The following is a 19,363-nucleotide window of genomic DNA, read 5'->3' on the forward strand; positions in this document are numbered from 1 at the left end:
GTGGGGAACACCTGGCCGGAGCCACCCCCACCCACCAGAACGACGGTTCATCCCCACCCACGTGGGGAACACCCGGGGCGGCCCCGGAGGGGGTTCCCCGCCACCGGTTCATCCCCACCCACGTGGGGAACACTCCACGCGGGTCGTCTGCTGGAACTGCACCTGCGGTTCATCCCCACCCACGTGGGGAACACGCTGGCCTTGCCTCTGAGGTACATGCGATGTACGGTTCATCCCCACCCACGTGGGGAACACGGGTCGTGCGTTTTCCAGGCGTCGGTGAAGCCCGGTTCATCCCCACCCACGTGGGGAACACGGTTTATCGCGGGGGCCGTTGCGCTCGCCGCGCGGTTCATCCCCACCCACGTGGGGAACACGGACGGCTGGCGGTGGCGCAGGCGGACGGCACCGGTTCATCCCCACCCACGTGGGGAACACTAATACCAGTTAGACCCCTGATGAAAGTAGAACGGTTCATCCCCACCCACGTGGGGAACACCTGACTGCCGCCGCCCCCGCGCAGCTGCCCAGCGGTTCATCCCCACCCACGTGGGGAACACTTCACGCCAGCAGCGGCATTCTGCGCCGCTTCCGGTTCATCCCCACCCACGTGGGGAACACAGGGGCGCGTCTTGCTGGATAGCAATGTAAGACGGTTCATCCCCACCCACGTGGGGAACACAAGTGGGGGAAAATCGGCGGCCAGGCGCTGGGCGGTTCATCCCCACCCACGTGGGGAACACGCCCGGGAACCGTAATCCCCGGGCCAGTCTTCCGGTTCATCCCCACCCACGTGGGGAACACGCGCGATCAGGGCCTGACGCTCTTTCGCGTGCGGTTCATCCCCACCCACGTGGGGAACACTCGGCAGAAGTGGCAATGTACGTCCCTGACGCCGGTTCATCCCCACCCACGTGGGGAACACAGGCACGCCTTGGCGTAGTTATCCACGTCGAACGGTTCATCCCCACCCACGTGGGGAACACCCGCTGTCTACCCCACAGGGCAGCAGGCACGCCGGTTCATCCCCACCCACGTGGGGAACACGAGTACACCACCAACACCAACGGCGAAGGCATCGGTTCATCCCCACCCACGTGGGGAACACGAGGATGATGACGGCCTGCCGGATGGTGCCGCCGGTTCATCCCCACCCACGTGGGGAACACTGCACGGACTGGATGACAGCCTCCAGCCATTCCGGTTCATCCCCACCCACGTGGGGAACACTGAGCCGCGACAACCGCCCCACCCCCACTGTGCGGTTCATCCCCACCCACGTGGGGAACACGCGCTGGCCGACACGAAAGCGCTGGTGCACCGCGGTTCATCCCCACCCACGTGGGGAACACGCGCGCAGCTCCTCCAGCGTCTGGGTGAACGGCGGTTCATCCCCACCCACGTGGGGAACACGCCCGCTGGGTCAGCGAGACGGGCCGCTGGGAAGGTTCATCCCCACCCACGTGGGGAACACCAGTATGCTGCCCAGTTCGGGTGCGGCGCGGTCGGTTCATCCCCACCCACGTGGGGAACACCTGGCGAGCACGGTCGCGCTGGGCATCCTGCCCGGTTCATCCCCACCCACGTGGGGAACACGGCCACGCAGGCCGGGCAGGTGCATTCCCCGGCGGTTCATCCCCACCCACGTGGGGAACACCAGGACCTGATGCACGCGCTCCTGCACCTGCACGGTTCATCCCCACCCACGTGGGGAACACGGCTCCCCTGTCACTGATGCCCGACCCCAAGACGGTTCATCCCCACCCACGTGGGGAACACGGCGTCGAAGCTCTCGGCCTTCGGGGCCAGCACGGTTCATCCCCACCCACGTGGGGAACACACCCAGCGCGACCGACAGAAGTGCGGCGTTTTCGGTTCATCCCCACCCACGTGGGGAACACTTGAACAGCTCAATGAGGCGGTTGCCGAGTTTCGGTTCATCCCCACCCACGTGGGGAACACGGGCGCGGCGAGGTGGTCGGGGAGGCCGTGAGCGGTTCATCCCCACCCACGTGGGGAACACGCTTTCCCCGTCTGCCAGAGCGCGCGCACCGACGGTTCATCCCCACCCACGTGGGGAACACCACGAGCTGGACCGGGGCCTGCTGCTGCACGCCGGTTCATCCCCACCCACGTGGGGAACACGGCGTTGAGAGGGCGGTGGGACTCGGAGTGACCGGTTCATCCCCACCCACGTGGGGAACACGTTCGTCGTGCCGCTGTCGTAGGCAAACACGACGGTTCATCCCCACCCACGTGGGGAACACTTGCTCGGCATGAAGGCCACGGACGAGTACAACGGTTCATCCCCACCCACGTGGGGAACACGCTCCCGGGAGCCTTAGTGCATGCGGGCCAAGCGGTTCATCCCCACCCACGTGGGGAACACGACCGCCTGCTGCGGCGCATCAAGGGCGTGGCCGGTTCATCCCCACCCACGTGGGGAACACCAGGCGGCGGTGGGGATAGGTGAGCAGCGCCACGGTTCATCCCCACCCACGTGGGGAACACACTGGGCAAGGTGGGGCAGAGCCTCAGCCTGGCGGTTCATCCCCACCCACGTGGGGAACACGTACAGCAGCGTGTGCTGGCGGTGTACAAAGCCGGTTCATCCCCACCCACGTGGGGAACACGCTTGCCCCTGACCCGCCCTGATGAATCACGCCGGTTCATCCCCACCCACGTGGGGAACACGCCGATTCTGGCGGCCCCACGGTGAGCCGGACCGGTTCATCCCCACCCACGTGGGGAACACGAAGCCAGCCGTCCGCGCCGTGCGCTCGCCCGCGGTTCATCCCCACCCACGTGGGGAACACCATCACGGACCGGCTGGTCGGACCGGAGGCGACGGTTCATCCCCACCCACGTGGGGAACACGGCGGCCTTGAGCTTGTCGGGTGCGGGATTCGCGGTTCATCCCCACCCACGTGGGGAACACATCACCCTCGTGCGGGCGCGCGGCTACACGGACGGTTCATCCCCACCCACGTGGGGAACACTCCCCGGAAAAGTAAGTAATTAGTAAATGTTTCGGTTCATCCCCACCCACGTGGGGAACACAACGGCAAGCCCACGAAGCTCAGCCGGGGGAGCGGTTCATCCCCACCCACGTGGGGAACACTACGACACCGAGGGCGGGGTCATGACGGCCGACGGTTCATCCCCACCCACGTGGGGAACACGGGTTGCAGGAGTCCAGCAAAAAGCTGCTGGCCGGTTCATCCCCACCCACGTGGGGAACACGCCGTGATGATCTGGAAGGAGTCGTGATACTCCGGTTCATCCCCACCCACGTGGGGAACACGCCACCACGCGGGCGGCCGGGTCCTCGATGCACGGTTCATCCCCACCCACGTGGGGAACACTCGAGGCCGGACGGCGAAAACGGGGCGCGAGCCGGTTCATCCCCACCCACGTGGGGAACACGTGCCGCCAGGGGTGTCCACCTGGCGGACACCCGGTTCATCCCCACCCACGTGGGGAACACCGGTGGGACATCGTGGCCCCGGGGGAGGACGACGGTTCATCCCCACCCACGTGGGGAACACCCGTCCACCTTCCCGCCCGGCGTCATGATCGTCGGTTCATCCCCACCCACGTGGGGAACACTAGTCGATCACCACCAGGCGCAGCGGCTCCTGCGGTTCATCCCCACCCACGTGGGGAACACCTGCACCACGACCTCGGGGTGGCCAAGCAGGTCGGTTCATCCCCACCCACGTGGGGAACACCTGCCCAGGGCCTCGACTTCCGTCCCTGTCGCCGGTTCATCCCCACCCACGTGGGGAACACCACAGCAGGGCCGCGCTGCGGGGGCCGTTCTGCGGTTCATCCCCACCCACGTGGGGAACACCTGGCGCTGCTCGGCGTTTCTGGCTCGGCCACCGGTTCATCCCCACCCACGTGGGGAACACCCTCTGCTGCTGGAGTTGATTGGTCTAATGGTCGGTTCATCCCCACCCACGTGGGGAACACCCGCCCGCACCGGCCCCCCGCGCCGAGGCGGGCGGTTCATCCCCACCCACGTGGGGAACACCGCCGGGCTTCTTTTTCGTAATCGGCCCAGGCCGGTTCATCCCCACCCACGTGGGGAACACCCGTCCCGGAGGTCACCCGTGTCCCCTGAACGCGGTTCATCCCCACCCACGTGGGGAACACCGGGATGACGTGGCCCGCGTCACGCGCGAAGCCGGTTCATCCCCACCCACGTGGGGAACACACGATCTCCGGCGGCGGCACGTTGACCGTCGTCGGTTCATCCCCACCCACGTGGGGAACACCGTGGGGGGTGAAGGCGCGGGCGGCGGGGGTGCGGTTCATCCCCACCCACGTGGGGAACACTGGAGGTAGCACTGTCGGGGGTTGTTGGTGCCCGGTTCATCCCCACCCACGTGGGGAACACCTGGAACGGCCGGCGCCAGCGGCGCGGGACAGCGGTTCATCCCCACCCACGTGGGGAACACGGATGGTGTTGCGAATAGCCTCCTGCGCGAGCGGTTCATCCCCACCCACGTGGGGAACACCCGACCGCTAGGTTCCCCCTGGCCCCGGCGGACGGTTCATCCCCACCCACGTGGGGAACACGCCCCAGGGGAGGCGGGCGAGCGCCTCGCGGACGGTTCATCCCCACCCACGTGGGGAACACGTCATCCCAGCTTCCTCAGGTGTCCGTGCATGCGGTTCATCCCCACCCACGTGGGGAACACGGTGAGGGTTTCATGGTGGGTGAAGCGCGTGACGGTTCATCCCCACCCACGTGGGGAACACAAATACTTGTAGGTGGCCCGCTGGCCGATGTACGGTTCATCCCCACCCACGTGGGGAACACACGATGCGGTTGGCCTTGGCCTCCGCGTCGGCCGGTTCATCCCCACCCACGTGGGGAACACCCGCACGCCGCGTACACCGGCACCCTGCGGGGCGGTTCATCCCCACCCACGTGGGGAACACAGAGCGCGGCTGCGCCGGTCAAGCTCGTTTTTCGGTTCATCCCCACCCACGTGGGGAACACCAGGCGGGCCAGAAGACGTTGACGATGAGCGACGGTTCATCCCCACCCACGTGGGGAACACGGAGCCGTGAGCTTCATTTCCAGCGGGCCGATCGGTTCATCCCCACCCACGTGGGGAACACATGACCCGGCGGAGCTTGCCCAGCAACTTGGCCGGTTCATCCCCACCCACGTGGGGAACACCCGGTTGGCAAAGCGCTGAATCCAGATCGCGTCGGTTCATCCCCACCCACGTGGGGAACACCACATAGGTCTTATCCAGGCAAACCCTCATGCCGGTTCATCCCCACCCACGTGGGGAACACTGGGGCGGGATTCTCCAGCGCGGTCACGCGGGCGGTTCATCCCCACCCACGTGGGGAACACGTTGTCGCCGATCAGGCGACCGACGACAAGAACGGTTCATCCCCACCCACGTGGGGAACACTGTTTCCGGCGCCTGCGGTCGGAGGCCGTCCGCGGTTCATCCCCACCCACGTGGGGAACACACCTCCACCTCGTCCACCGGCGCCACCGGGGGCGGTTCATCCCCACCCACGTGGGGAACACCCATTACTGTATCTCCCTGATTCTGAACGGACCGGTTCATCCCCACCCACGTGGGGAACACCACGACGCTGTGTCCGGCCTGTACCAACGCCCACGGTTCATCCCCACCCACGTGGGGAACACGGCTCCTAACCTCAAATTTACTGTTGGTCCTGCGGTTCATCCCCACCCACGTGGGGAACACCCCCTGCTCTATGCCCGCCTTCACCCGGCGGGCGGTTCATCCCCACCCACGTGGGGAACACTCGAGCTTGGCGTCCAGAATCTGACCGTCGTACGGTTCATCCCCACCCACGTGGGGAACACTCAACGGGGGCCAGGGGGATGGGGTCGGGGGTCGGTTCATCCCCACCCACGTGGGGAACACCGGGACGGGTACGGTGACCGCAGCGGCGGCACCGGTTCATCCCCACCCACGTGGGGAACACACGGGTCACCCGCTGCGACAGCCGCAACTCGTCGGTTCATCCCCACCCACGTGGGGAACACGACACGGCCACCCCGCCCGGGTGGCCGTCTGCCGGTTCATCCCCACCCACGTGGGGAACACTATGCCCGGCGCAACGGTACCCCCGCCGTCGCCGGTTCATCCCCACCCACGTGGGGAACACTTGCAGCCCGGCCTCTATGCCCTGCTGCTGCGCGGTTCATCCCCACCCACGTGGGGAACACACGACGCCGTGGAAGGTCACGACCCCGACCGTCGGTTCATCCCCACCCACGTGGGGAACACTACAGACAGTCCAGACGTGTTTCTCAGACGCCCGGTTCATCCCCACCCACGTGGGGAACACCCAGTTCGTGATTGCGGGAGGCCCCCCCGGCCCGGTTCATCCCCACCCACGTGGGGAACACCCCAGGACCGGGGCAAACGGTTTTCTGGGGGACGGTTCATCCCCACCCACGTGGGGAACACCTGATGAAGGCGGGCGGCGCGTCCGCTCTGGCCGGTTCATCCCCACCCACGTGGGGAACACTGCCGTCCAGCGTGATGACGGCGGTCGCAGCCGGTTCATCCCCACCCACGTGGGGAACACCACGTCCAGGCCCGCCGTGGCCGGGTCGCTGGCGGTTCATCCCCACCCACGTGGGGAACACAGCGAGAGCAGCGCGGGCGGCCTGCACGCCCTCGGTTCATCCCCACCCACGTGGGGAACACCCTGCGAACAACGCCGCGATGCCGGTGAAGGTCGGTTCATCCCCACCCACGTGGGGAACACAAAACCATTCCGCCGGAACGATGCTTTCAGGGCGGTTCATCCCCACCCACGTGGGGAACACAAGCCGCGCCGGGGGCCGGGGCGGCCCGCCGCCGGTTCATCCCCACCCACGTGGGGAACACCCCTGGACGGCCTGCCCCGGGTGGAGAAGATCCGGTTCATCCCCACCCACGTGGGGAACACCTGGGGCAACCGCTGGCCCAGGCGGTGGCGGACGGTTCATCCCCACCCACGTGGGGAACACGCCCTCCTGGCCGTCCTGGGCCGCCGCCTGGGCGGTTCATCCCCACCCACGTGGGGAACACGCAGACATCACCACCCGGGGCCGGGTGGCCGCCGGTTCATCCCCACCCACGTGGGGAACACCACACCCGCATGGACGAGGGGGACTACAAGGTCGGTTCATCCCCACCCACGTGGGGAACACCCCCCTACGGCAGAGATCCTGCAGCTGGGCTTCGGTTCATCCCCACCCACGTGGGGAACACAGGGCCTCGAAGGCCAGCAGTGCCCGTGGGTACGGTTCATCCCCACCCACGTGGGGAACACGGCAATGATGGCGTTAGAGACTGCGTGCGCCGCGGTTCATCCCCACCCACGTGGGGAACACGGTCTGCGCGATGCGCGCCTCCAGGCCGGGGGCGGTTCATCCCCACCCACGTGGGGAACACGAAGCGGCCCGCCTGCGCGGCGGCCAGGGCTTCGGTTCATCCCCACCCACGTGGGGAACACAAGGAAGCGGCCGCGATCATGAAGGAGCTGAACGGTTCATCCCCACCCACGTGGGGAACACGGCTGGAAGTCACCGGCAAGGATGGGGAGCGTCGGTTCATCCCCACCCACGTGGGGAACACCTGATCGCGGCGTACCTCGGCGTGGACCGCATCGGTTCATCCCCACCCACGTGGGGAACACTTGTCTAGGGTCAGGGTCATGCCCTCCCGGGCCGGTTCATCCCCACCCACGTGGGGAACACCTGCGCTGGAGCGGGGCCGCCGACGCGGTGCCCGGTTCATCCCCACCCACGTGGGGAACACCGGTTTGCTGGCCTGCATCAGGGCACGCAGCACGGTTCATCCCCACCCACGTGGGGAACACCAGAGTGAGTCTGTTCCCCTGTGTGGTGATGGCGGTTCATCCCCACCCACGTGGGGAACACGATTTCGTGCAGGTGGATGGCCGCGCCGTGGACGGTTCATCCCCACCCACGTGGGGAACACCGCGGCCACCATCGGGCGGCGCGAGGGCCGGCCGGTTCATCCCCACCCACGTGGGGAACACGCCGCCGATGCCCTCCAGCAGGCGGCGACGCGCGGTTCATCCCCACCCACGTGGGGAACACCTGCTGGCCCACATGCCGGACGCCTCCCCGTACGGTTCATCCCCACCCACGTGGGGAACACTAGGTGCCCCTGGCTCTCATCCCAGGGGCGTTCGGTTCATCCCCACCCACGTGGGGAACACACACCCTCGTGGGTAACGTCGTCCCCCCTCGCCGGTTCATCCCCACCCACGTGGGGAACACCGAGGTCGAGGGGTGGGGGCCTTTTTTCGTGCCGGTTCATCCCCACCCACGTGGGGAACACGCGCCGAGGTAGGTGCGGGGCAGGGCCGTGGCCGGTTCATCCCCACCCACGTGGGGAACACAGTATTCAGGACTGTGAGGGCAGCGTTGTGGGCGGTTCATCCCCACCCACGTGGGGAACACATGTGTCAGATGTTGAAGTCAAAGCCGCTCGCCGGTTCATCCCCACCCACGTGGGGAACACACGCCCTGGTCCCGCGCCGAGTACGAGGCCGCCGGTTCATCCCCACCCACGTGGGGAACACCTCCTCCAGGCGCACGCGTCGCGCTTCCGTCACGGTTCATCCCCACCCACGTGGGGAACACGGCGTCGAGGTTGAAGCCGGCGTAGAGATCGCCGGTTCATCCCCACCCACGTGGGGAACACACACCGGTGGGCCTGATCGAACTCCCCCTGTACGGTTCATCCCCACCCACGTGGGGAACACCCACACGCCCAGTTTGACCAGCGGGATGTCGCCGGTTCATCCCCACCCACGTGGGGAACACGTGCCGTGCCGTAGGCGACCAGCACGACACGGCGGTTCATCCCCACCCACGTGGGGAACACGCAACGCCGGCGCACCGTCTCCAGCAGGTCGCCGGTTCATCCCCACCCACGTGGGGAACACACAGGGCAGGGCGGCGCTGCGACTCTGCCTCTCGGTTCATCCCCACCCACGTGGGGAACACCCAATTCCCGCTCAATCGATTCGCGTTCTCGGCGGTTCATCCCCACCCACGTGGGGAACACGTGCCGGGCGGGCAGTCCACCGGCCGAAGGTCCGGTTCATCCCCACCCACGTGGGGAACACTGGCGCCGGAGGATGCTCAGCCCCTCCCCGACCGGTTCATCCCCACCCACGTGGGGAACACGAACGGCCATCGTCGTCACCTCCCGGGCCAGACGGTTCATCCCCACCCACGTGGGGAACACTACTGCGCAGGGGCCGAACCCGAGCGGATCGCCGGTTCATCCCCACCCACGTGGGGAACACTCGCGGTCGGCGGCATCGGAGATGCTCTTCAGCGGTTCATCCCCACCCACGTGGGGAACACACGCACAGTAAATAAAAGAGACAGGGACACCGCGGTTCATCCCCACCCACGTGGGGAACACTAGGGCGGGTGTGTCCGTTTCCGACAGCTCGACGGTTCATCCCCACCCACGTGGGGAACACAGCGCGGGCCACCCCGGCAGGGGAGGGGAGACCGGTTCATCCCCACCCACGTGGGGAACACGTGGTGATGATTTCGGTGCGGAGTTCCTGGGCCGGTTCATCCCCACCCACGTGGGGAACACGTTGGGGGAGTCGTGGTCCCTGCGGCCACGACCGGTTCATCCCCACCCACGTGGGGAACACCCAGCGGGAGCCGGGGCGGGTCGGGGCGCAGGCGGTTCATCCCCACCCACGTGGGGAACACCCTCGTCGAATCGCAATTTTTCCATGGAGTGAAGGTTCATCCCCACCCACGTGGGGAACACTAGGTGCGGGAGGCGACGGCAACCGCGCTGGCCGGTTCATCCCCACCCACGTGGGGAACACGTACCTGGGCGAGACGCGCGACTGGACAACCTAGGTTCATCCCCACCCACGTGGGGAACACTCCCCACGTCCCGAACGTCGGCGGCTTCACCGCGGTTCATCCCCACCCACGTGGGGAACACACGATGGCGTAAGAGCCTGACCAGAACACAGGCGGTTCATCCCCACCCACGTGGGGAACACCGTGGCCCCCGCACCCTGAACCCCTTTCGGGCCGGTTCATCCCCACCCACGTGGGGAACACACCCAGCCCGCGCCCCAGAGCGTGTCCTACATCGGTTCATCCCCACCCACGTGGGGAACACGTAAAGCCCGCTTCACGAGCCTTCTGGTTCTGCGGTTCATCCCCACCCACGTGGGGAACACCTCGCGGCGCAGCTGCGTCAGGAACCCCTCGGCGGTTCATCCCCACCCACGTGGGGAACACTGCTGGAGGCGCTGGGTGGCGTCCGCCTGATGCGGTTCATCCCCACCCACGTGGGGAACACGCGGCGGCTCTTGAGGTATCCCGCGAGGTCGCCGGTTCATCCCCACCCACGTGGGGAACACCCCGAACACCTGAAGGAAGGGGAAGACGGCGGCGGTTCATCCCCACCCACGTGGGGAACACAACGCCGGCTGAGAAGGTCACAGCCGCCTGGGCGGTTCATCCCCACCCACGTGGGGAACACCCGCCCACATCCTCAAGCGGGAGCTGGGCAGCCGGTTCATCCCCACCCACGTGGGGAACACAACTGCTCGAAGGTGGCTCCGTTGGGGGCGGTCGGTTCATCCCCACCCACGTGGGGAACACTCCCCTTGAACTGGTCGAGCTGCTGCGTCAGGCGGTTCATCCCCACCCACGTGGGGAACACCCCCACATGGAGTTGAGCAAGTTCGTCGGCAACGGTTCATCCCCACCCACGTGGGGAACACAATTGCCCGGGCCGAGGCTGGCCCTGGGACCGCGGTTCATCCCCACCCACGTGGGGAACACAGGACGCCCCAGAGCAGCGTGATGGGCGGGGACGGTTCATCCCCACCCACGTGGGGAACACCAGGACCGTCATGAGCGTGATGCCTCCCACGCCGGTTCATCCCCACCCACGTGGGGAACACTTCGGCCCCCAGGCGGGCGCCACGGCAAATAGCGGTTCATCCCCACCCACGTGGGGAACACACCAACCTCAGCCGCAACACCCGCTGGGCCAGCGGTTCATCCCCACCCACGTGGGGAACACGAGTTGTTCCAGGCCAGGGACGCCGCCCTGCACGGTTCATCCCCACCCACGTGGGGAACACCTTGACCCGCGCACCCTGCAGGTGAGCTACAACGGTTCATCCCCACCCACGTGGGGAACACGAATCCTCCAAGCCATGCAGGACGGGGCAAGCCGGTTCATCCCCACCCACGTGGGGAACACCCGGCCCGCTCACGAATGCTGGCGCTAATGGCCGGTTCATCCCCACCCACGTGGGGAACACGTGAAGGCAGGCGAGAAGCCCGGCTATCCCCGCGGTTCATCCCCACCCACGTGGGGAACACCCCCTCAATGGGGGGCAACTTCCGCCCGATCACGGTTCATCCCCACCCACGTGGGGAACACGTGAAGGCAGGCGAGAAGCCCGGCTATCCCCGCGGTTCATCCCCACCCACGTGGGGAACACACTCCCATGACTGCCTCCCTCCCCGGCAGTGACGGTTCATCCCCACCCACGTGGGGAACACCGCTGCTCTACACCCACGGTCCGTGCGCGGTCGGTTCATCCCCACCCACGTGGGGAACACCCCCGCAGGCTCAACTCTGCCTGGGCCTGGGCCGGTTCATCCCCACCCACGTGGGGAACACCAAACCATTAACGCGCATGCCCGCGTATGGGACGGTTCATCCCCACCCACGTGGGGAACACGCGCTGCCGTTCCGCCTCGGTGCCCTTGAACGCGGTTCATCCCCACCCACGTGGGGAACACACTTCAGAAACACGATGTTTCTCCCACTTCACCCCCTGCCAGGGCCCCCGTGCAGCCCTGGATTCAGATCACAATTTGTCATCGTCCTCGGGAGGGGCATACTCCTGGTCCAATTCTGCATGACGGGCATTGCGGACAGCAATAAGCTGAAAGCCGTCCAACTCAATGACGCGGCGTTTCGGGTCGCCGTGCATGCGGACGGCAAAGCCCTGCTCGTTGTTCGCGCGGTAGAGCTGGGTGCAGCGGCCGGTGCGGGCGTGCTGCACGACCTTGTCCCACAGCAGGTCGCGGACGAGGGCGGAAGCGTTGCCGACATACACGCCGGGCTGGACTTCCAGCAGCCAGCGGCTGAGTTCGCCGCGCAGAGAGGGCGGCACGGCTTCGAGCGTCATGACGATCATCCGTGGTTCACCCCGCCGCGCACGTCGCCTTCGGGGTCCCAGAGGTCGCCGGGGGCGAGGTCGTCCGCGTCGGGTTCGTCGCCGCCGAGGAGGTGGTGGAGGTCGGCGGCCATGCGTTCGAGCAGCTTCAGACCCGTCATATGGTCGCGCAGGCCGGTGCGGACGCGGCGTTCCAGGTCGTCGCCGGGCGTGGCGGCCTCGCGGAAGGCGATGGGCAGGACAACCTCCACCTTGTACAGGTCGGCCACGTCGTACACGAAAGACAGCATCTTGCCGGTGTGGACGAAGCCCAGGGCCGGACTGTACCCGGTGGCGAGGATGGCCGCGTGGGCGAGGCCGTACAGGCAGGCATTCCCGGCGCTCACCGCCTTGTTGAGGGGCGTGGCCCGGTCCCAGTCCTGCACCCTGTACTGCCGGGTGTCCCATTTGACGCCGTGGGCCTTGCTGTACCGGGCATAGGTGTCCCGGACGCGGGCACCCTCGCGGCCCCGGATCTGCTGGAGGGTCAGGTTGTCCGGCAGACCTTCGGGAAAGCGCAGGGTGTACATCTGCCGGACCACCCGCAGGCGGCTGTGCGGGTTGGCCCAGAGCCGGGCCTGCCGCTGAAGGCGCGCCGCGCTGCGCGTCTCCCCGATGCCGCTCGCGTACAGGCGGACCCCACCCTCGCCCACCCACAGCAGCGAACACCCCGTGTCCGACATCGCCTTGACGGCCTCGTGGCTGACGCTGCACCCGGGGCCGAGGAGCAACACGCTGAGGCTCGCGACCGGCAGGATCACCATGCCGTCCGGGTGATAGGCGCGCACCCCCCGCCCGTCCTGTTCCAGCCGCGTATGTTCGAGGTAAAGGTACGTGGTGCCGTCGCGGAACTTGGGAAGCTCGCGCAGGTTCTGTCTGTGCCAGATGATGGTATTGGAAGCAGGGACGTCGGTCATGGAACACCTCATAAGTGGCAGGCGGCTACAGTTCCGCCCTTCCGGGAAACGGCACCCGGAAGCGCTCCACCTCCGCCACCCGCCACTTTTTGGCTTCTCGCTCCGCTCGGGGTGATGATGGCATCATCACCCGCCAGCGACTTACCCACTCCGACTTGAATCCTGTCGAACCAGGATGAAATCCGAGCGAACGCGAGAAGGAGAGCAGCCGGTTTCCGCGACGGGGACGCAGAGTCGGAAAAGCACCGACTCTGCCGGAATGAAGCGGAGTCCGGCTCAGGCGGGCAGGAGACTCAGCAGGCCGCAGCCGAGCGCCTTGGCGTGCCCCAGGCCACCCTGGACGGCCGCCGTGAGGGCGTCCGGGTCCGTGACGCGCAGGACACCCTCGAAGGTGACGGTGTGGAGGGTGAGGGTGGCGCCGCCCTTGCGGGTTTTCAGCGTGCCGCTGTGGGTGATGTCTGCGCCTTGCAGGTCGAAGCCGCAGCGTTCTCCCTGGCGGGCAAGCCAGCCCAGCTGTTCGTGTGGCCCGCGCAGGGCGTGGCGGCGGCTCTTGGGGGCGGCGTCGCCCTCGTGCAGGGTCGGGCGCCGGACCGTCACGTTCGCGCGCAGGCGGAAGCGCAGGGGGCGACCCGGCCGGAGGGCGCCCGCGAGGTTCAGCACGCCCACGTCCCAGTGGTCCAGATACCCGGGAAAGCGGGCGTTCAGGGCGCCCCAGTCGGGAGCCGTGACGCTCTGGACAAGCAGGGCGCGCTCTTCCAGACGCCAGAGGATGCGCTCGCCGGCGGGGAGGGCCTCGCCTTCCACCCCGGCCCCCGGGAAAGCCCAGCGGAGCGTCTGGTGAAGAGCGTAGGGACTGCGCCGGTCCCGGGCCGCCTGCTCGCTGGCCGGATTCAGGCTCAGGCGGGAGAGGTGCAGCGGCGTGTGGGGCGCAGCGTGAGGCGCAGTCACGCGGTCCCCAGTTCCAGGTGGCCCAGCAACGGGTCCGGTTCGGGCGTGAGGCATCGCGTCAGCGTCAGCACCTCGCGCGCCCTGTAGCGGCGGGCGGCGAAAGGACCGTCGGGCACGTCCTGCCGCCGGGAGGGAGACGCCCCGGCCCGCAGCTGTTCCGGCACCCTCTCCCGGTCGAGGACGAGGCGGTAGGGCAGGTCCTCCGTGTTCTCCTCCCACTCCCTCAGGGGCGGGCGGCGGAGGCTGGGGGCGATCAGCAGGGTTTCCCAGAGCGGCAGGTCCAGGGGCGGACGCTCGAAGACGGGCAGGCTGGGCTGGAACGCCTTGCGGCCCAGCGAGAGGGGCCAGTGCGGGTTGCGCAGGGCGGCGTGCAGGTCCGTCAGCAGGGCGGGGTCACCTTCCAGCCCGGCCCAGAACGCCGCGTCGGCGAGGTACGCGCGGCGGGTCACGTCCGTCCTGGTCTTCGGGGAGCCGGGGGACAACTGGGCCGTGTGGTAGTCGGTGCCCACCACCCCCTCGCGGTCCACACGCACGCCGAAGGCGAGGCGGGCGAGGTGGTCGACCGGCTCGGCGCGGTCGATGCCCAGGGCCGCCGCCGCCAGGCCCAGCACACCGCTCCGGCTCGGTTCCGCCTCGGAGTCGCGGTCATCGAAGCGGCTGCGGGTGCCCCACGCCTGCATGGGGGCGGCCAGCCGCAGAAGCAGGGTCGCCACCTCAGGCCCCCAGACTGCTCAGCGCGTCCGCCACCGTCGCGTCGATAAGGGCGTCCACGCTGTCCATCTCCTGCCCGAACACCTCGTGCCCCCCGTGCCGCGCCACATACCGGCTCTGCCCCGTGTCCCCGAACACCCGGTTCTGCCACGTCATCTCCCCGGCCAGCGCCTCGGTGCTGGGCTGCATGTAGCCGCCGCCGCGCTCGGCAGAGACGCCCTTCTCGAAGGCGTTGGCGAGGTTGCGGGGCGAGGCGTCCCGGCGGACCACCTGCACCATCAGGCCCGGGAGGTTGTGCGCCGCGAAGGTGTTCTGTTTGCCGGTGGGCGCCGCGAAGATGGAGGCATACAGGAAGGCGCGCAGGCCGCGTTCCAGCAGGTCACGGTCCCCTTGCAGGTTCCTGAGCAGGCCGGCCAGATCGAGGCAGGCGTACCGGTAGACAGTCGCGCTGGCGAACTCCACCGTGCCCAGCATGTCCGCCCCGGCATTGTCGTCCGGCTTGAGGTCATCCACGGCGGTGTAGAAGTCGTACTGCCGTTCGCGCAGCGCGTGGGTGCTGAGGGCGTGTGCGACCTGCGCCGCCGCGTCCGCGTTCTTGTCGGGCAGGTCGGCCAGCATCCGCCCGAAGAGGGCCACGTCCACGGCCTTGCTGCCGTTCAGCGCGCCCGCCAGTTGCTTGCCCAGGTCGCCGCTGAGGGTCGCCTTCTTGCTCGCCTTCTTCTTCCTGGCGTCCCCCTCGTCCGCCGCAGGAGCCGCCGCCGAGAACTCGGCCCAGTTCACCCCGATAATGTCGGCCACTCGCTGCAACTCGTCGCGGCCCAGGAACAACAGATACTGGTTCTTGCCGTCCTTGACGGGCAGGCCCAGACCACCCAGGGCCAGTTCGGCGGCGGCGCGGCACTGCTCCTCAGTCCGGCCCTCGGCCTTCAGCAGGTCGGCAATCGCCTCATGCGCCCGCTTGGTCCGCTGCCCCAGTTCCGCAGGCTCCAGAATCTGCCGGGCGCCGAAATCCTGCCGCATCGCCCGCTTGAAGCTCTGCGAGCTGATCCGCAGCCGCCGCGTGCCGCCGAAAAAAGCGTCCTTCGGACTGCCGGTGTCGTCCCGATTGAGGTTGCTGGGCGCGAAGTTCTGAAGGTAGTGGAGTTCGAGGAGTGCTTTCATAACGTGTCTCCGTCGGCGTGGTCGTCGCCTGGGGTGCTGGGGGGGCGAGAGGTCGGGTGCGCGGGTGCGGCCGGTGCGGAAGCCCGATCGCCAGCACCGGGAGGGCTGGCCGGTTCTCTCGGCTCCCGGCTGATTTCCTGGTAAAAGTCCCGCGCCCAGGTGCGCCGCACGGGATCACTCCAGCGCAGCAGGTCGGTGGTGAGGCGTGCCCAGTCGGGCGAGAGGTCTTCGGTGGCGAGCAGCATCACGGTCTGCCGCATCTGGTAGTTCAGGCCGTCGCGGTCGGCGTCCAGCAGCGCCAGAAAGCGTTTCTCGGTGCTGGGCCGCTCCCCCTGCGCGAGATACAGCCGGCCCATCAGCGTGCCGGTGGTGGGGGCTTTCCCGGCCTGCCGGGCAGCCTCCTTCTGGGCAGCCTCCGGGGTGGTCGGCGTCTCCTCCTCTGCCCCGTCCCCCTCGTCCTGCCGGACCTGCGGCTTCAGCGCATACAGGCCCGCGACCAGTTGCAGGACCGCTTTCTCGAAGTCCTTCGCCTCGCCGTAGCCGCTGCGGACATAAAGGCTCTCCAGCCAGTAGGTGCCGCGCTCCTCGCCGCCCAAGCCGCGCCGCAGTTGTGCGAGCGGGCCGCGTTCCAGCTTTGCCAGCTCGGCCACGAAGCGGGCCGGGCGGTCGTCTGTCGTCTGCGTCATGTCGTCTCCGGATCCTGCGGGGTGGTGATGGCGGCCAGAGCCTTGCCCAGCGGCCCCCCCGCCTTCTGCACGGCGCGCAGGCCCACCGCGTTCAGGCCGGCCGCTTCCTGCGCCGTTCGCCACCCGGCGTGGGCTGACTGCCGGAGCGCCGAACGCCACCGGGCACGGGCCTGTCCCCGGGGCAACCGGTCGAGGTCGGCCAGGAAAGTGCGAAAGGGCGTGTCCAGTCCCGCCCAGTACGTCGGCTCGGCGGGAATCTGCGCGGCGAGCTTGCCCACGTCGTCCTTGTGCGGCTCACGCTCGCCCCCCTTCGACAGCAGGCCCGAGGCGAGCCAGCGCACGGATTGCCGCAGGCCGTCTCCCACCACTCCGGCGTCCTCCAGAGCCTCCTTGACATCGTCCCGGAACCTCCCGGGGTCCTGGAGAAACACCTCAGGCAGCGTGTAGGTCTCCTGCCGCATGGCAAACGCCTTGCCCTGGTCGGTAAGCTGGCCGAATACCACGACCGGAATGACAGGGTGCGCGGCTGTGGCGTCGGGCGTCCCCTCGGGCACGAACGCCTCCTCGGCCTCGTCCTGCGAGAGGGGCGGGGGAACCGGCGGGGGGGCAGCCTCACGGCGAACCGCGAGCATCACGGCGCGGGCATGGCTCACCGTCTCCGGGGGACGGCCCGGGCGCACCTTCAGTTTGCCGTCCTGCGCGTTCTCGGCAGCGGCGTCGGGCAGCAGGGCATTCATGTCACGCCACAGCAGGCGGTCACGGCGCAGTTTGTAGGGAAAGGGCTGCTCGTTCTTCGGGTCGCGGCTGGGCCGCAGGCTGACCATGGGGTCGATGTTGGTCCCCGTGCCCTCACCGGGGCCGTCCAGCGGTTCGCCCGCGCCGAAGCCGACCGTGCGGACCAGGGTGCCCGCCTCCTCAGGCAGCAGCAGAACGCTGCGGCTGAGCCAGGCGTAGCGGCCCACGTACCCGCCGGGCACCCGCGACAGCTCCTTCTCGGGGGCATAGATCGCGCGGATGTCGGCCACGGTCAGGGGAGGCCGCTCCCAGGGGGGCGTGTCTGCCGGTCCCCCCGGGTAAGGCACGAGGTTCAGGCAGAGCGTCTGGTGCAGGTTGCTCCCCTCCGCCAGAAAGAGCGCGGCGGTGGCGACGGGGGCGGCCTTGGACGACGTGGTGAACCGCTTGATGAGGCCGCCCAGGGCAAAGGACTGGTGTTCCAGCAGGCGCAGTGCGGCCTGGGCGGGAAGCAGGGCATCGGTACGGTCCCCACCCGGCCGGGCCTCCACGTTGTAGAGGGCGGTGGTGTTCGGGCTGCCCTCCTCGGCGCTCAGCCGCACCCAGTGGCTGCGAAAGTTCTCCCCGACCTCTGCCGGGTTCAGGTCCGGCACCTGCATAAAGGGCTGCGGGCCGAACAGGTCGAAGCGGTCGGCATAGCGGTCCAGGTACGCTTCCAGCCGGTCCGCCGGAAACCCGTCCCGGTACCAGCGGGCCGACGTTTCCACGTCCCCTGGTCCCTCCAAGGCCCGGTGCAGCAGCGCCAGATGCAGGCGGTACAGGGCGGCGGTCTGAAGGGGATGCCCCGCGTCGATCCGGCGGTACTGCCCGGCGTTGACCAGCGATTGCCGCAATGAAACGAACTTGCGCTCATCTTCAAGGGAAACGACGGGAACCCAATCCCTGTCCAACAGGGAAAACCTATCCAAGAGTCACCTCCGACTCCATTCTGAGAATCGGCTGTCGCATAAGTGTCACAGATTTTCAAAGATGATGACGCTTGGCAGATTCTTTGAGTACATGTAAGTCAATGTTGACCCGGGTGACCTCGCGTGCGCAGATGCGGCACGATTTGACGCCTCCGCCCTTTACGCTCCAGGCATGCCTGCTCCCAATCCCATCAATGCGGCGGCCCGTACCCTCTGGGCCAAGAGTCCCCGGACGAATGCGGACGGTTCTCCGGGGGCCAAATTGCCCGTGCTGAATCACCTGCTCGATGTGGCCGCGTGTGCGGCGGAGCTGCTGGCGCTGGAGCCGCCGCACACGCGGGCGCAGTTCGTGGAGGACCTGGGCCTGCCGGAGGGGGAGGCGTTGCCCTGGCTCTACGCGCTGGTGGCCCTGCATGACCTCGGCAAGGGCAGCCCGGCTTTTCAGGTGCTGTGGGAGGGAGGCCGGCAGGAGGTGGACCGGGCGCTGGACTTTGCCCCGGAGCTGCAAGCGAACCGGGCGACGCCGCACGGGGTGGTGTCGGAGGCCGTGTTGCCCGGCTTCCTGACCGCGCTGGGCTGGCCGGAACCCCTGGCCCGCCGGGTGGCCGATGCCGTGGGCTGTCACCACGGGTTCCGGGTGGGCAAGCATGAGCTGGACCTGCCGGAAACGCAGCGGGGAGACCAACGCTGGGCACAGGTTCGCAAGGAACTCTGCCGCCTGGTGACGAAGGGCACCGGGGCGCGTTACGGCGCCGTTCCCACCGCCCCCGACCTCTCCCCCGCCGCCTTCATGCGTCTGGCGGGCCTGACCAGTTTCGCGGACTGGCTGGGAAGCAGTTTCCCGCTGCCCCCGGTCACGGACTTCTCGGCCCATGACGACCCGGCGGACTATTTCCGGCGGGCACGCGAACGGGCCAGGAAGACGCTGGCCGCGATTCACTGGCCGGTGTTCGCTCCGCTGCGCCCTGACGTGCCGCCG

General features: G+C 68.1%; 8 protein-coding genes and 1 CRISPR repeat array (2 of these 9 only partly in view). Of the genes, 1 reads left to right on the forward strand and 7 read right to left on the reverse strand.

All coding sequences use genetic code 11. From position 1 onward, the window contains the following. A CRISPR array of direct repeats spans nt 1-11,842; the repeat unit is 29 nt; unit sequence CGGTTCATCCCCACCCACGTGGGGAACAC (it extends 3,189 nt beyond the left edge of the window). Nucleotides 11,843-11,910: 68 nt separating this feature from the next. From cas2e to casA, 7 genes are all read right to left on the reverse strand, one after another. Then, nucleotides 11,911-12,234 (reverse strand): type I-E CRISPR-associated endoribonuclease Cas2e, encoded by a 324-nt coding sequence (cas2e, locus tag DEIPH_RS00720; RefSeq protein WP_051517047.1) that lies wholly within the window; start codon nt 12,232-12,234, stop codon nt 11,911-11,913. Nucleotides 12,235-12,239: 5 nt separating this feature from the next. Continuing rightward, complete coding sequence (gene cas1e, locus DEIPH_RS00725) at nt 12,240-13,178, reverse strand: type I-E CRISPR-associated endonuclease Cas1e (protein ID WP_081790701.1); 939 nt, start codon at nt 13,176-13,178, stop codon at nt 12,240-12,242. Between the two features lie 276 nt (nt 13,179-13,454). After that, nucleotides 13,455-14,126: a type I-E CRISPR-associated protein Cas6/Cse3/CasE gene (gene cas6e / locus DEIPH_RS00730; protein WP_235183132.1), complete on the reverse strand. Its 672-nt coding sequence runs from the start codon at nt 14,124-14,126 to the stop codon at nt 13,455-13,457. Beyond that, nucleotides 14,123-14,839: a type I-E CRISPR-associated protein Cas5/CasD gene (gene cas5e / locus DEIPH_RS00735; protein ID WP_034352243.1), complete on the reverse strand. Its 717-nt coding sequence runs from the start codon at nt 14,837-14,839 to the stop codon at nt 14,123-14,125. The genes cas6e and cas5e overlap by 4 nt, the downstream gene beginning before the upstream one ends. A gap of 1 nt (nt 14,840) precedes the next feature. Beyond that, nucleotides 14,841-15,998 carry a type I-E CRISPR-associated protein Cas7/Cse4/CasC gene (gene cas7e, locus DEIPH_RS00740; RefSeq protein ID WP_034352245.1) on the reverse strand — a complete coding sequence of 386 codons (1,158 nt, stop codon included), beginning with the start codon at nt 15,996-15,998 and terminating at the stop codon, nt 14,841-14,843. Then, the gene (gene casB / locus DEIPH_RS00745) at nt 15,995-16,684 is read right to left on the reverse strand and encodes a type I-E CRISPR-associated protein Cse2/CasB (RefSeq protein WP_162833985.1); all 690 of its coding nucleotides are present in this window, start codon (nt 16,682-16,684) and stop codon (nt 15,995-15,997) included. Before casB ends, cas7e begins: the two co-directional genes overlap by 4 nt. Continuing rightward, a complete protein-coding gene (casA, locus tag DEIPH_RS00750; RefSeq protein ID WP_051517043.1) occupies nt 16,681-18,384 on the reverse strand; it encodes a type I-E CRISPR-associated protein Cse1/CasA in 1,704 nt (567 codons plus the stop codon). Before casA ends, casB begins: the two co-directional genes overlap by 4 nt. A 172-nt stretch (nt 18,385-18,556) precedes the next feature. On the opposite strand from casA, the gene DEIPH_RS00755 reads away from it, so the two are divergent. Then, on the forward strand, nt 18,557-19,363 hold the beginning of the coding sequence (locus DEIPH_RS00755) for a CRISPR-associated helicase/endonuclease Cas3 (RefSeq protein WP_034352246.1). It continues 2,049 nt past the right edge of the window; the window shows 807 of its 2,856 coding nt (coding positions 1-807); it begins with the start codon at nt 18,557-18,559; its stop codon lies beyond the right edge, outside the window.

The sequence above is a fragment of the Deinococcus phoenicis genome (assembly GCF_000599865.1).
Classification (GTDB): domain Bacteria; phylum Deinococcota; class Deinococci; order Deinococcales; family Deinococcaceae; genus Deinococcus; species Deinococcus phoenicis.